This is a genomic window from Rhizobacter sp. (assembly GCA_019635355.1).
Taxonomy (GTDB): Bacteria; Pseudomonadota; Gammaproteobacteria; order Burkholderiales; family Burkholderiaceae_C; genus Rhizobacter.
The window spans coordinates 4,883,074-4,896,360 of sequence record JAHBZQ010000001.1; the positions used below are offsets into that span (position 1 = coordinate 4,883,074).

Sequence of the window (13,287 nt, forward strand, 5' to 3'; positions counted from 1 at the left end):
GTTCAGCGTCGCTCAGGAGAGGCGGGAATCTTCGCGTCGTCGGGCTTGCCGCGCAGCAGCGATTCCGGGTGGCGTTGCAGGTAATCGGTCAGCACGCGCAGCGACTGGGCGGCGCGTTGCAGGTCTTGCATCGTCTGCTCGGCGTTGCGCTGGATCGGCGCGGCCGGGTCGAAGAGGCTGCGGTCGGCGCGTTGCAGCGTTTCCTGCACCGACTGCAATGTCCGCCGCACCTCGGCCAGCGACGCTTGCGCCTCCGGCCGAAGCTGCGAGATCGCCTGGTTTGCCTGCGCCAGCGTTTCGTTGAGGTTGCGCCCGATCTCGTCGAACGGCACCTTGTTGACCTTGGCCACGATCTCGGCGATCTGCGGCTGCACGTCGGCGAGCGTGCCCGGCACGGTCGGGATGGCGGGGATGGCGGTCGAGGTGTCGAGCTCGGCCTTCTGCACCTTGCCGGGGAAGTCGAGGGCCACGTACATCTGGCCGGTGAGCAGATTGCCGGTGCGGGCCTGCGCGCGCAGGCCGTTTTGCACCAGGCGCTGCAGCAGCGTGGTGTCGCGGCGCTTGTCGTCGTCGCCTTCCTGGCGCATGGAGTCGCGCACCGCGCCGAGCCGCGTCGGGTAGATCTCGGCTTCCACTTCCACGGGGAAGCGCTTGCGCTTGCCGTCGTAGTCGAGCCGGATGGCGCGGATCACGCCGATCTCGATGCCGAGGAAGTCGACCGGCGCATCGATGTCGAGCCCGCGCACCGACTGGTCGAACACCATGCGCACGCGCAGCGGCGGGCCGTCGGGTGGGGCGAGCGCCGATTTGCGGTCGGCAAAGAGCTTGAAGCGGCTGCCGTCGGAGGCAGGCGGCAGGCCCTGCGTGCCCTGCGGGCGCTCGAACGAGATGCCGCCCGAGATCACCGAGGCCAGGGTCTGCGTGTCGACCTTGAGGCCGCTGCTGTTGAGCGAGACCTCGACGCCGCTCGCGTTCCAGAAGCGCGTCTGGCTGTTCACGAGCTTGTCGTAGGGCGCCTCGATGAAGATCTGCACCGAGAGCTCGTCGATGAGCGGGTCGAGGTTGTAGCCCACCACGCGGCCCACGCGGTTGCGCTTGTAGAGGATGGGCGAGCCCACGTCGAGCGAGCCGAGGTCTTCGGTGCGCAGCACGAAGCCGCGGCCCGGCTCGCCGCGCAGCACGAAGGGCGGGTTCTCCAGGCCGGTGAAGTGGCGCTTCTGCTTGGTGGACTCGCCGGCATCGACGCCGATGTAGGCGCCGGAGAAGAGTGTTTCGATGCCGCTCACGCCGGCGGTGTCGATGCGCGGGCGCACGACCCAGAAGCGGGTGTCTTCGACGGCGATGTTCGACACCGAGCGGTCGAGCCGCACCGTGGCCTGCACGTGGTCGCGTTTCTCGCTGAGTGTCACGGCCTCCACCCGGCCCACCACCACTTCCTTGTAGCGCACCTCGGTCTTGCCGGGGCGCAGGCCGTTGGCGGAGTGGAAGTCGATCGTCACCTGTGGGCCGGTCGACAGCACCGCGCGGATCAGCAGCGCCACGCCGACCGCCAGCGCCACGATGGGCACCAGCCACACGAGCGACGGCCCGTGCCACTTGCGCGTGACCGGCGTGGGTGGGCGCACCGGTGGTTCGGGCGGCGGAGGGGCGGAGCCGAGGGTGTCTTCGCTCATGAGGGGCGGTTGTTGTCTTCTTCTTCGGGCCAGATCAATCGGGGGTCGAAACTGCCGGCGGCGAGCATCGTGAGCACCACCACCGCACCGAACGCCAGCAAACCGGGTTCCGGGGCCACGCCGCCCAGTGCGCCGAAGCGGATGGTGCCCACCAGCAGCACGACCACGAACACGTCGAGCATCGACCAGTGACCCACCGCTTCGATCATGCGGTAGAGCTGCGCCCGCTCGACCTGCTTCCAGCGCGAGCGGCGTTGGGCGGTGACGGCGAGCACCAGCAGCGCGCCGATCTTCAAGAGCGGCACCGCGATGCTCGCGATGAAGACGATGAGGGCGAGCATCCAGTCGCCACCGTGGCGCAGCTCCTCGATGCCGCCGAGGATGGTGTGCAGCGTCTCGCCCTCGAAGACGTTGCTCGTCGACATGATGGGCAGCAGGTTGGCCGGGACGTAGAGGATGCTCGCGGCGATCAGGTAGGCCCAGGTGCGCTGCAGGCTGCGCGGGCGCCGGTGGTGCAGCGGCGTCGCGCAGCGCGGGCAGAGCAGGGGCGTGCTGTCGGCCACCGGGTGCAGCAGCTGCGAGACGCGCCCGCAGGTGGGGCAGCCGTAGAGCTTGAGCTGCTGCCCGGTCTGCACGGCTGCATCGCTCATGCGATGCCCCCGATCTCGCCGCTGCGCTTCCACAGGGTGTGCGTGCCGGCTGCGGTGATGGCGGTGATGAGCAGCGTGACCGCGCCGTAGGCGAAGAGCCCGATGCCCGGCGTGGCGCTGGTGAGCGAGGCGCAGCGCACCACCGCGACCAGCGTGCCCAGCATGAAGACTTCGGGCATGCCCCAGCGCGTGACGAAGACGAGCATGTGCATCGCCGGCACGAAGCCGCGCGGCACGATGCCGCGCACCAGCGAGCCCAGCAGGTACAGGCGCAGGAGGGTGAAGACCAGCGGGAAGACGAGCGCCGTGGCCGCGGTGAGCACGGCGATGAAGGGCTGGCCTGCCGTCCACGTGGCCTCGATGGCCTGCGGCAGCGTGGCCTGGCTCACCACGCCCTGGAAGTCGAGCGTGACGATGGGGGCGCTGTTGCCGATGAGGATGAGCAGCAGCGAGGCGATGGCGAAGGCCAGCAGCTTCTCGGTGCCGATCACGTGGCCGCGGCCGAGCAGGGCGTTGCAGCGCTGGCAGCGGGCGACGGTGCCGCGGGCGAGCGTGATGCGCTCGTGCACCGCATCGCACTCGTGGCAGACGACCAGGTCGGGCCGCGCAGCGAGTGCTGCCGAGGTGCGAGCCGCTGCCGGCGCATGGGGCGCGTAGGCGGGGGGGCTCGACAGGGGTTCGGTCATCCGGCGATCTTAGCGGCGCCCCTTGCGGGGCCCCAGCCGGGCCGGGCGATCACCCCGCCGTCTCTGCGGCTGCGGCGCGCAGCTTGCGGTAGATGGTGTTGCGGGCCACGCCGAGCTGGCGCGCGGCGCGCGAGATGTTGCCGCCTGCCGCATCGACCGCCTGGCGGATGGCGGCCATCTCCTGGGCGTGCAGCGTCGTCGGGGCCGCGCTGGGCTCGGCGGGTGCCGCGAGCGGGGCGGCCAGCGGCGCGATGGCGGGCTCTGCCGGCACGGCCTCGGGCACGGCCTCGGGTATGGCCGTCTCGCGCGGCACCGCCACGCCGGTGGCGAGCGACACGTTGGGCCAGAGCGTGGGCCAGTTGAAGAGGGCACGTGCGTAGACCGGCGTGCCGGCGCGGTCGCCGTGCTGCACGAAGAGCGTCATCGGCTCGTCGGCCCGGTGGCGGCAGTGGTCGGCGATGTGGGCCACGCGGGTGCCGAAGATGGCTTCGAGCCCGAGCCGGCGCAGCGCCGCCATGTTGAGCCCGAGGTGCTCGAGCGCCGCGCGGTTGACGCCGAGGATGCTGCCGTCGGGCGCCAGCGCGATCATCGCCTCGCGCATGGTGCCGAGCATGCGCTGCTGCGGATGGAAGTGCAGGCGCAGGCCGTGGCGGAACTTGTCGTTGAACCACTGGTTCTCGATCATGCGCGCCGACATCGTGACCATCGCCAGCGTGTGCGGGTGGTACGACGAATGGTGCCCGCTCACGTCGAGCACGCCGATCATCTGGCCGGTGTGGTCGAAGATCGGCGAGGCCGAGCAGGTGAGGAAACGGTTGGCCGCGAGGAAGTGCTCGTTGCCGTGCACGAGCGTCGGCGCTTCGGTGAAGAGCGCGGTGCCCACCGCGTTGGTGCCCTTCGACGCTTCCGACCAGTTCACCCCGGGCGAGAGGGCGATCTGCTGCAGCCGCTCGAGGAAGCTGTCGTCGCCCACGGCCTGCAGGATGCTGCCGTCGGTGTCGGTGAGCGCCACGGCGCTCTTGGTCGACACGATCTGCTCGAAGAGCATCTCCATCACCGGCGTGGCGTGCTCCAGCAGGCGCTGGTGCGGCTCACGCATCAGGCGCGTGCCGTAGGCCGAGAGCGGGTGGAGTTCGGGTACCGAGTCTTCGGTGAGCCCCAGGGCACGGCATCGGTCGTGCGACTGCTGGATGGTGTGGACGTGCTCCGGCCCGACGGCCAGATCGAAGGTTCTCGCACCAGGCGCCAATGCCGTTGCGTGACGGTCCATGAAGTCTCCTCAGCGAGGCCGGGGCGTGCCAGTGGGGTGGGCGCCGGCTCGGGCGACACATTCTGCGCCTCTTCGGTACAACGTCTGTCACGCAGGGGAAAGGGTGTCTACGGGTGGACCCTAGGCCCACCGGCACCCTGCTGGACGCCGCCTCAGGCGTTGCTGGTGGCGCGCACTTCGGCCAGGCTGGTCACGCCCTGGAGCACCTTTTCGATGCCGTCTTGCCGCAGCGTGCGCATGCCTTCGGCCATGGCGGTGCGCTGCAGCTCTTCGGCACGCGAGCCGGTCTGCACCAGGCGGCGCAGCTCGCGGCTCACGACCATCAGCTCGTGCAGGCCGGCGCGGCCCTTGTAGCCGGTGTGGCCGCAGTGCTCGCAGCCGGGGCTGTGGAAGTGCATCAGCTGCCCGTTGCGGCCGAAGCGCTCGCTCCAGTCGGCCAGCAGCGACTTGCGGTTGAGCGTGTCGTGGTCGGGCGGGCACACGTGCAGGTAGTCGTCGAGCAGCTCGTTGACCTCGTTGTCGCCGAGCGGGCGCGAGGTGCGGCAGTGGTTGCAGAGCTTGCGCACCAGGCGCTGGGCCAGCACGCCGAGCAGCGAGTCGGCGAAGTTGAAGGGGTCGAGGCCCATGTCGAGCATGCGCGTCACCGTCTCGGGGGCGCTGTTGGTGTGCAGCGTGCTCAAGACCAGGTGGCCGGTGAGCGAGGCTTCGATGGCCATCTGCGCGGTCTCTTCGTCGCGCATTTCACCGACCATGATCACGTCGGGGTCGGCGCGCAGGAAGGCGCGCAGGGCTTTCGCAAACGTCCAGTCGATCTTCGGGTTGACCTGCACCTGGCGCAGGCCGGGCTGGGTGATTTCGACCGGGTCCTCGGCCGTCCAGATCTTGCGTTCGGGCACGTTGATGTGCGAGAGCGCCGAGTGCAGCGTGGTGGTCTTGCCCGAGCCGGTGGGGCCCACGCACAGCACCATGCCGTAGGGGCGCTCCATCACCTCTTTGAGCTGTTGCAGGTTCCAGGGCGCGAGGCCGAGGTTGTCGAGCGGGATGGGCTTGGCCGAGGCCAGGATGCGCATCACCACGTCTTCGAGGCCGTTGTTGGTGGGGATCGTCGCCACGCGCAGCTCGATCTTGTGCTGCGCGCTGAACTTGGCGAAGTTGATCTTGCCGTCTTGCGGCTTGCGCTTCTCGGAGATGTCGAGGTCGCACATGATCTTGATGCGCGCGATCACCGCGTTGCGGTAGTTGGGCGGCAGCTCCAGGTGCGTGCGCAGGAGGCCGTCCTTGCGGAAGCGGATCTTGATCTTGTCGCGGCCGGGGTAGCTCTCGACGTGGATGTCGGAGACGCCGTCCTGGTGCGCCTCGATGATCATGTTGTTGATGAGCTTCACGAGCGAGTTGTCGCTCTGCTCGATCTGCCGGTCGTCGGTGGGCGCGAGGGCTTCGAGGTCTTCGCGCTCCAGCGTTTCGACGAGCTTGTCGGTGCCTTGCAGGTCGAAGGGAATCGGGTCGGCCGAATCGATGCTGGCAAAGCGCAGCGGAATGGCCGCGCCGATCTTCTCGTAGGCGGTGTTGAGCACGTCGTCGAGCCGCGCGCATTGCGCGAGCACCGCCACGCACTTCAGCTGCGTGATGAACTCGATCTCGTCGACGATGGCGCGGCGGCGCACCGGGTCGTCGAGCGCGATCACGAGCCGGCCTTCGCGCAGCATCAGCGGCATCACCTGCAGGCGCATGGCCACCGAGAACGGCAGCTTGCGCAACGCGTCTTCCTCGAAGGGGAAGGCGTCGAGGTTCACCAGCGGGTAGCCCATCTTGCGGGCCAGCGCCGTCTGCAGGTCTTCGCGCGAGACGATGCCCATCTTCACCAGCAGCTCGCCGAGCGGCACGCTGCGGTCTTGCTGCTGCTGGGCGAGCGCGTCGTCGAGCTGTGATTGCGACACCATGCCGAGCGAGGTGAGCGCCTCGCCGATCTTCACCATCGGCATCTTGGCCTGCTTCTCGATGGCGGCCATCAGCTGCTGTGGGGTGACAACCTGGCGCTCGAGCAGGATGTCGCCGAGCTTCTGGTGGCGCATCTGCTGCTGGCGGTCGACCGCCTGCTCCACCTGCTGCGGCGTGGCGGCCTTCTGCTCCACGAGCAACTCGCCGATGCGCGGGCCGATCTCGAAGCCGGTGTAGCCGGCCTTCGGGATGAAGAGTCGCTGCACCGAGCCCTTGTCGTCGACCGGCGGGAAGAGGAAGAGGCCGTGCTCGCTCTCCACATGGCCGATGGTCGTGCCTTCGATGGCCGCACCGTCGGCCAGCAGCACCTTGTAGCTGCTGCGCGGGCGCTGCTCGAGCATCGCGGCGTGTTTCTCGTGGGTGAGCAGGGCGGTGGTGATGGGCTTGAGCGGCTCCATCACCCGCAGCGAGCGGAACTGGTGGAAGCGCAGCGGCATCGTCGTGCGCGCCGGCGGCACCTGCACGTGCGCGACCTGGTCGTCGGGCACGAAGAAGATCAATCGCCCGGCCACGGCCTTGCCGTTGGTGCCGACGAATTCGCAGCCCTGCGCCTGGTGCTGCTCGTCGGCGTCGGGGTAGGCGGCAAACGGCGGCGTGGGCCACAGGAAAGCGGCGTGGCGGGCCTTCTCCACCGGCTCGGCGGCGCGCGGCGGCAGCGAGGCCGGGGCACCGTCGGTGGTGAAGTCCATGTTCACGAAATCGGAGAGGTCGGACATACGGGTCTCGCTGGAAATCGGGCGCGCAGGGTCGAAGGGCGGGATCGACCGCCCAGGCATGCTAGGCCGCTGAGCCTGCGGGGGTGTGGCGAAATGAGGGGTGAAAGCGCCCCGAGTCGGCGCTTTCGTGCGCTTGTTGGCGGAAGGCCTCAGCCGCGCATCTGCGTCGGCAGGAAGCTCACCATCTGCGGAAACAGGTACAGCAGCACCAGCATCAGCACCATCAGCAGGAAGAAGGGCAGCGTGGCGCGGGCGATGTAGCCGATGCCGCGGCCGGTCATGCCCTGCAGCACGAAGAGGTTGAAGCCCACGGGCGGGGTGACCTGCGCCATCTCGACCACGATCACGATGAAGACGCCGAACCAGAGCAGGTCGATGCCGGCCTTCTGGATGGTGGGCAGCACCACGCCCATCGTCAGCACCACCATCGAGATGCCGTCGAGGAAGCAGCCGAGCACGATGTAGAAGAGCGTGAGCGCGGCCAGCAGCGCGAGCGGGCTGAGCTGCAGGCCGCCGATCCATTCGGCCAGGTGGCGTGGCAGGCCGATGTAGCCCATCGACAGCGTGAGGAAGGCCGCCCCCGCGAGGATGAGCGCGATCATGCAGTAGAGCCGCGTGCCGCCGAGCAGCGAGTCGCGGAAGGTGGGCCAGTTGAGCGAGCCCTGCGCGGCCGAGATGAGGAGCGAGCCCACCACGCCCAGGCTGGCCGCTTCGGTGGCGGTGGCGATGCCGGAGTAGATGGAGCCCAGCACGCCCGCGATCAGCAGCACCACCGGGACGAGCCCACGCGAGGCAGCCCAGCGCTCGCGCCAGGGCATGGGCGGGTCGGCCGGCGGGATGAGCCCCGGGTGGCGCCACGACCACAGCGCGATGTAGCCCGAGAAGATGAGCGCCAGCAGGATGCCCGGGATGACACCTGCGATGAAGAGGCGCGAGATCGACACGTCGGCCGAGACACCGTAGACGATCATGATGATCGACGGCGGGATCAGGAGCCCCAGCGTGCCGGCGCCGGCCAGCGAGCCGAGCGCCATCGTCTCCGGGTAGCCGCGCCGCGCGAGCTCGGGCAGGCTCATCTTGCCGATGGTGGCGCAGGTGGCGGCACTCGAGCCCGAGACCGCGGCGAAGAGCGTGCAGCCCGCCACGTTGGTGTGCAGCAGCCGGCCGGGCAGGGTCTGCATCCACGGCGCGAGGCCGCGGAACATGTCCTGGCTCACGCGGGTGCGAAAGAGGATCTCGCCCATCCAGATGAAGAGCGGCAGGGCGGTGAGCGTCCAGCTCGATGCGGTGCCCCAGATGGTGACGGCCATCGCATCACCGGCCGGGCGCGAGCTGAAGACCTGCATGCCGATCCAGGCCACGCCCGAGAGCGCGAGGCCGATCCACACGCCGCTGCCGAGGATGAGGAAGAGCGAGAGCAGCAGCAGGGCGGTGATGGCGAGGTCATTCATTGCGCAGGGGCTCCTCGCCGGTCGTGGGTGCTGGGCGTGTGCCCGTCAGTTCGAGCACCAGTTCGTCGAGGCAGGCCACGGCCAGCACCAGCGTGCCCGCGGCCATCGAAAGCTGCGGCAGCCAGAGCGGTGTGGCGTCGGCGCTGGTGGAGATGTCGTGCAGCTGGTACGAGACCCACGCCAGCCGGCAGCCGTAGTAGGCGAAGAGGGCGGCGAGCAGCGCCGACAGCGACAGCGCGAAAAGCTCCAGGCGCCGCCGCCACGGCTCGCCCAGCCGGCCCAGCACCAGCGTGACGCGGATGTGCTCGCCGCGCTTGAGCGTGTGCGCGAGCGCGAGGAAGCCGGCGCCGGCCATGAAGTAGCCGGCGTAGGCGTCGCTGCCCGCGATGTTGAAGCCGACCTGGCGGCCCACGATCGACAGCAGCACCATCACAAGCAGGGCCACCATGCACAGCGCCGCGAGCACCGCGGCGCTGCCGTACAGCCCGTCGAGCGTGCGCCGCAACGCGCCGCGGGCGGGCTCCGCAGGGGCCGTCACTTGCGGTAGGCGTTCACGACGGCCTGGCCTTCGGGGCCGGCCTTCTGCAGCCACTCGTTGAGCATCGCCTCGCCGACCTTCTGCATGTCGGCCTTGAGCTGCGACGAGGGCTGCGCAATGGTCATGCCGTTCTTCTTCAAGAGTTCGAGGTACTCGTTGTTCTTGGCCTTCGAGGTGGCCCAGCCGCGGGTCTCGGCCTCGGCGGCGGCCTTGAGCACGGCGGCCTGCGTGGGTTTGTCGAGCGCATCAAAGGCGGCCTTGTTCACCAGCACCGCATTTTTCGGCAGCCAGGCCTGGGTGTCGGTGAAGAACTTCAGGTGCTCGTAGGTCTTGGTGTCGTAGCCGGTGGAGCCCGACGACATGTACGACTCGACCACGCCGGTGGCCATGGCCTGCGAGAGTTCAGCGGCCTGCACCGTGACCGGCTGCGCCCCCAGCAGCTCGGCCAGGCGCGAGGTGGCCGGGCTGTAGGCGCGCCATTTCACGCCCTTGAGGTCGGCAGCCGAGTTGATGGGCTTCTTGCTGAAGATGCCTTGCGGCGGCCAGGCCACGGCGTAGAGCAGCATCAGGCCCTGCTCGGCGAGTTTCTTCTCCAGCACCGGCCGCTGCGCCTTGTAGAGCTTGAGCGATTCGTCGTAGCTGTCCGCGAGGAAGGGCAGGCCGTCGGCACCGAAGATCTGCCACTCGTTCTGGTAGTTCACGAGCAGGATCTCGCCGGCCTGTGCCTGGCCGCCCTGCACCGCGCGCTTGATCTCGGGCGCCTTGAAGAGCGAGGCGTTGGGGTGCACCGTGATCTTGAGCTTGCCGCCGGAGGCTTTGTCGATGTCGTTGGCGAACTGTGTGACGTTTTCGGTGTGGAAGTTGCTGGCCGGGTAGGCGGTGGGCAGGTCCCATTTGGTCTGGGCCTGGGCAGTCGTGTGGGTGGTGGCGGCCAAGAGCAGGGCGGCGGCGATCAGGGGCAGGTGAAGGCGCATGGCGGTGGTCTTGTGGGGTGGGGAGACGCTCGAGGGTAAGCGCCCCGTTGGCGGGTGGCATCCGGGCTTCTACGTGCCAGGCCTTCAGCCCGGGCGCGATCGGCCGATATCCCTTGGATGATCCCCGCGCCCCTGCCCGAAGACGAAGCCGAGCGCCTGGCCGCGCTGCGCGCACTGCTCATCCTCGACACCCCGCCCGAAGAGCGCTTCGACCGCATCGTGCAGTTCGCCGCGACCGAGTTCGACGTGCCGATGGCGATGATCAGCCTGGTCGACAGCGACCGGCAGTGGTTCAAGTCGCGCGTGGGTTTCGAGGGGGTGTGCGAGACCCCGCGCGACGTGTCGTTCTGCTCTCATGCGGTGCACAGCCGCGAGCTGCTGCTGGTGCCCGACGCGCTGCGCGACCTGCGCTTCCACGACAACCCGATCGTGGTCGGCGACCCAGGCGTGCGCTTCTACGCCGGGGCGCCGCTGACGCTCAAGAGTGGTGCGGTGGTGGGCACGCTGTGCGTGCTCGACACCCAGGAGCGCCGCTTCGACGCCATCGACCGCAGCATCCTCGAATCGCTGCGCATGCTGGTGGTGGACGAGCTGGAGCGCAAGGCATGAAGCGGGTGCTGTTGCTGGAGCCGCACTTCGTGATGCGCAACACCGTGGCCAACGTGGCGCGCCAGCTGCGGCTGGCCGACATCCATGAAGCCACTCACTACGAGGCGGCGCTGCGCATGCTGCAGAGCGACGTCTACGACGCCCTGCTCGCCGACCTGGGCGAGAAGCTCGACGGCGTGACGCTCGTGCAGCAGGTGCGCAGCGGCGCCACGCTGTGCGACCCCGAGGTGCCGATCGCCGTGATGGCGCTCGGCCTCGATGCCGACACGATCGGCGTCTTCAAGACGCTGAAGGTGCAGCGCATCATGATCAAGCCGTTCAAGGTGAAGACGGCGGTCGAGGTGCTGGCGAGTCTGTCGGGCGTGCCGCTGCCCGCGTGAGATCAGGCGGGCGTCGACATGACGCCGAGTTCCAGCATCTGGCGCTGCTGATTCTTCTCGTGCACGGCTTTGGCCTTCTCGCACATCTGCATGCCGGTGTGGTGCTCCAGCGTCTCGGCCACCCAGTCGACGAACACGCGCACCTTCGATGAGAGGTGCCGGTTCGACGGGTAGGCCACGAGGAAGGGCATGTCGTCCGACAGCCATTCGCACATCACGAGCTCCAGCGCACCGCAGCTCGGGTACTGGTGGAACATGTAGGTCGGCAGGCGGCCGACACCCAGGCCGGCCAGGCAAGCGTCGATGTAGGCGTTGGAGTCGTTGAGCGTGAGCGGGCTGTCGACGGTGAGCACCACGCGCTCCTTGTCGCGGTTGAACTCCCAGTCGAACACCTGGCCGGTGCGCATGGAGAAGTAGTTCAGGCACACGTGCTTCTTCAGGTCGTGCGGGTGCTCGGGCCGGCCGTGCTTGGCGAGATACGCCGGCGTGGCGCAGGTCACGAGCTGCATCGTGCCCACGCGGCGCACCACCACCGACGGGTCCTGCACCTCACCCACGCGCAGGGCGCAATCGATGCCTTCGCTCAAGAGGTTGAGCGGGCGGTCGCTGCAGCCGAGCTCGAGCTCGATGTCGGGGTAGCGCTCGAGGAAGGTGTGCAGCAGGGGGATGAGCAGCCGGCTCGCCACCGCCGTGCTCACGTCCACCCGCAGCTTGCCGTGCGGTGAGCCTTGCTTGGACGAGAGCGACTCTTCGGCGTCACGCAAGTCTTCGAGGATGCGCACGCAGCGCTCGTAGTAGGCGGCGCCGTCGGCGGTGACGGTCACCTTGCGCGTCGTCCGGTGCAGCAGCCGCACTTTCAGGTGCGCCTCCAGCTCGGCCACGGCCGCCGAGAGCGTGGCCTTGGGCATGTTGAGCAGCTCGGCCGCACTGGTGAAGCCACCCGTGTCGACCACCCCGACGAAGGCCTGCATCGCGCGCAACTGGTCCATTGTCTTGATTCCTGAACAGTCAATCTTTGAAACGACACTTTATTAGGTTCTGACTGGCTAATAAAGTGTTGGTGCATTGCAGCATGTTTGACCATGCGCAAAAACCCGCAATAAAAAGCTTGAACCCAGAGGAATTCCCATGACCGTCCGTCCCGCCCCCTTGATGTTGTCCACCCTGGCCTTGACGCTGCTCTCGGCCCTGGTGCTGTCGCTGGCCGGCTGTTCGGGCGGTGGCGAGGCCCAGGCCGCCGCGCCTGCGGGCGCGCCGCCCGCCCCGCCTGTCAGCGTGGCAGCAGTTGTCTCCAAGAAGGTGCTGGAGCTGCAGGAGTTCTCCGGCCGCATCGAGGCGGTGGAGTCGGCCCAGATCCGCGCCCGGGTGCCCGGCACCATCGAGGCGGTGAAGTTCAAGCCCGGCGCGCTGGTGAACAAGGGCGACGTGCTCTTCGTCATCGACCCGCGCAGCTACCAGGCCGAGGTGGCGCGCCTCGAAGCGGCCGTGGCCAGTGCCCGCGCCAAGGCCGAGCACGCCAACGCCGAGTTCGAGCGCTCCAAGCTGCTCAAGGCCGACAACGCGATCTCGCAACGCGATTTCGACGAGCGTGCATCCAACGCCCGCCAGCTCGCGGCGAATGCCAAGGCCGACGAGGCCGCGCTCGCGTCTGCCAAGCTGAACCTCGACTTCTCGGTGGTGCGCGCCCCCATCTCGGGCCGCATCGGCAAGGCCGAGGTCACCGAGGGCAACCTCGTCGACAGCAGCGTGGTGCTCACCTCCATCGTCTCCATCGACCCGGTGTACGTGAGCTTCGACGGCGACGAGTCGACCTTCCTGCAGGTCGGCGCGCTGGCCCGCAAGGGCGGCCCCGGCGTGAAGGTGCAGGCGGGTCTCGCCAACGAGACCGGCTACCCGCACGAGGGCAAGCTCGATTTCGTCGACAACCGCATTGACCCCGTCTCGGGCACGGTGCGCATGCGCGCGGTGCTGCGCAACGCCGATGCGTCGCTCGTGCCCGGCCTCTTCGTCCGCGTGCAGGTGGGCACCGACGGCAAGGGTGAGGCCCTGCTCATCAACGACACCGCCGTCGGCACCGACCAAAACCGCAAGTACGTCTACGTCGTGGGCGCCGAGAACAAGGCCGAGTACCGCGTGGTCACGCTGGGCCCGCTGGTCGATGGCCTGCGCGTGGCGCGCTCGGGCTTGAAGCCCGGCGAGCGCATCGTCGTCAACGGCCTGCAGCGTGTGCGGCCGGGTGCGCCGATCACGCCGGAGGTGGTGCCGATGGTCACCGCCGCTGCCAGCGCGCCCGTTCGCCAGTAATTCACTCCCAGATCCCCACCGCCCACCGTTCGGGCTGA

12 protein-coding genes are annotated in these 13,287 nt (G+C 68.7%); 3 read left to right on the plus strand and 9 right to left on the minus strand.

Going from position 1 to position 13,287, the window contains the following annotated elements; all coding sequences use genetic code 11:
• Nucleotides 1-2: 2 nt before the first annotated feature.
• The 8 genes from KF892_22690 to KF892_22725 form a co-directional block, all read right to left on the minus strand.
• Nucleotides 3-1,673 (minus strand): MCE family protein, encoded by a 1,671-nt coding sequence (locus KF892_22690; GenBank protein ID MBX3627834.1) that lies wholly within the window; start codon nt 1,671-1,673, stop codon nt 3-5.
• On the minus strand, nt 1,670-2,323 hold the full coding sequence (locus KF892_22695; protein ID MBX3627835.1) for a paraquat-inducible protein A: 654 nt from the start codon (nt 2,321-2,323) through the stop codon (nt 1,670-1,672). Before KF892_22695 ends, KF892_22690 begins: the two co-directional genes overlap by 4 nt.
• Nucleotides 2,320-3,009, minus strand: coding sequence for a paraquat-inducible protein A (locus KF892_22700; protein MBX3627836.1), 690 nt, complete (start codon nt 3,007-3,009; stop codon nt 2,320-2,322). Before KF892_22700 ends, KF892_22695 begins: the two co-directional genes overlap by 4 nt.
• 49 nt (nt 3,010-3,058) lie before the next feature.
• Nucleotides 3,059-4,279 (minus strand): GAF domain-containing protein, encoded by a 1,221-nt coding sequence (locus KF892_22705; protein MBX3627837.1) that lies wholly within the window; start codon nt 4,277-4,279, stop codon nt 3,059-3,061.
• Between the two features lie 152 nt (nt 4,280-4,431).
• The gene (gene tadA / locus KF892_22710) at nt 4,432-6,324 is read right to left on the minus strand and encodes a Flp pilus assembly complex ATPase component TadA (GenBank protein MBX3627838.1); all 1,893 of its coding nucleotides are present in this window, start codon (nt 6,322-6,324) and stop codon (nt 4,432-4,434) included.
• A gap of 818 nt (nt 6,325-7,142) precedes the next feature.
• Complete coding sequence (locus KF892_22715) at nt 7,143-8,444, minus strand: TRAP transporter large permease subunit (GenBank protein ID MBX3627839.1); 1,302 nt, start codon at nt 8,442-8,444, stop codon at nt 7,143-7,145.
• The gene (locus KF892_22720) at nt 8,437-8,949 is read right to left on the minus strand and encodes a TRAP transporter small permease (GenBank protein ID MBX3627840.1); all 513 of its coding nucleotides are present in this window, start codon (nt 8,947-8,949) and stop codon (nt 8,437-8,439) included. Before KF892_22720 ends, KF892_22715 begins: the two co-directional genes overlap by 8 nt.
• 29 nt (nt 8,950-8,978) lie before the next feature.
• Nucleotides 8,979-9,956, minus strand: a complete 978-nt coding sequence (locus KF892_22725) for a TRAP transporter substrate-binding protein (protein MBX3627841.1) — start codon at nt 9,954-9,956, stop codon at nt 8,979-8,981.
• A gap of 117 nt (nt 9,957-10,073) precedes the next feature.
• Here KF892_22725 and KF892_22730 point away from each other — a divergent pair, with 117 nt between their 5' ends.
• Both KF892_22730 and KF892_22735 read left to right on the plus strand, forming a co-directional pair.
• The gene (locus KF892_22730; GenBank protein ID MBX3627842.1) at nt 10,074-10,565 is read left to right on the plus strand and encodes a GAF domain-containing protein; all 492 of its coding nucleotides are present in this window, start codon (nt 10,074-10,076) and stop codon (nt 10,563-10,565) included.
• Entirely contained in the window at nt 10,562-10,945 is a 384-nt protein-coding gene (locus KF892_22735; protein MBX3627843.1) for a response regulator, read from the plus strand. The genes KF892_22730 and KF892_22735 overlap by 4 nt, the downstream gene beginning before the upstream one ends.
• A gap of 2 nt (nt 10,946-10,947) precedes the next feature.
• Here the strand turns inward: KF892_22735 and KF892_22740 are convergent, their stop codons facing one another.
• Nucleotides 10,948-11,934, minus strand: coding sequence for a LysR family transcriptional regulator (locus KF892_22740; GenBank protein MBX3627844.1), 987 nt, complete (start codon nt 11,932-11,934; stop codon nt 10,948-10,950).
• Between the two features lie 139 nt (nt 11,935-12,073).
• On the opposite strand from KF892_22740, the gene KF892_22745 reads away from it, so the two are divergent.
• The gene (locus KF892_22745; GenBank protein MBX3627845.1) at nt 12,074-13,249 is read left to right on the plus strand and encodes an efflux RND transporter periplasmic adaptor subunit; all 1,176 of its coding nucleotides are present in this window, start codon (nt 12,074-12,076) and stop codon (nt 13,247-13,249) included.
• The last annotated feature ends 38 nt before the right edge of the window (nt 13,250-13,287 follow it).

What these genes read in the sequence shown, in the direction of transcription:
- KF892_22690 (MBX3627834.1), bottom strand. Translation starts at nt 1,673, where the DNA reads ATGAGCGAAGACACCCTCGGCTCCGCCCCTCCGCCGCCCGAACCACCG.
- KF892_22735 (MBX3627843.1), top strand. Translation starts at nt 10,562, where the DNA reads ATGAAGCGGGTGCTGTTGCTGGAGCCGCACTTCGTGATGCGCAACACC.
- KF892_22695 (MBX3627835.1), bottom strand. Translation starts at nt 2,323, where the DNA reads ATGAGCGATGCAGCCGTGCAGACCGGGCAGCAGCTCAAGCTCTACGGC.
- KF892_22715 (MBX3627839.1), bottom strand. Translation starts at nt 8,444, where the DNA reads ATGAATGACCTCGCCATCACCGCCCTGCTGCTGCTCTCGCTCTTCCTC.
- KF892_22745 (MBX3627845.1), top strand. Translation starts at nt 12,074, where the DNA reads ATGACCGTCCGTCCCGCCCCCTTGATGTTGTCCACCCTGGCCTTGACG.
- KF892_22725 (MBX3627841.1), bottom strand. Translation starts at nt 9,956, where the DNA reads ATGCGCCTTCACCTGCCCCTGATCGCCGCCGCCCTGCTCTTGGCCGCC.
- KF892_22730 (MBX3627842.1), top strand. Translation starts at nt 10,074, where the DNA reads ATGATCCCCGCGCCCCTGCCCGAAGACGAAGCCGAGCGCCTGGCCGCG.
- KF892_22700 (MBX3627836.1), bottom strand. Translation starts at nt 3,009, where the DNA reads ATGACCGAACCCCTGTCGAGCCCCCCCGCCTACGCGCCCCATGCGCCG.
- KF892_22740 (MBX3627844.1), bottom strand. Translation starts at nt 11,934, where the DNA reads ATGGACCAGTTGCGCGCGATGCAGGCCTTCGTCGGGGTGGTCGACACG.
- KF892_22705 (MBX3627837.1), bottom strand. Translation starts at nt 4,279, where the DNA reads ATGGACCGTCACGCAACGGCATTGGCGCCTGGTGCGAGAACCTTCGAT.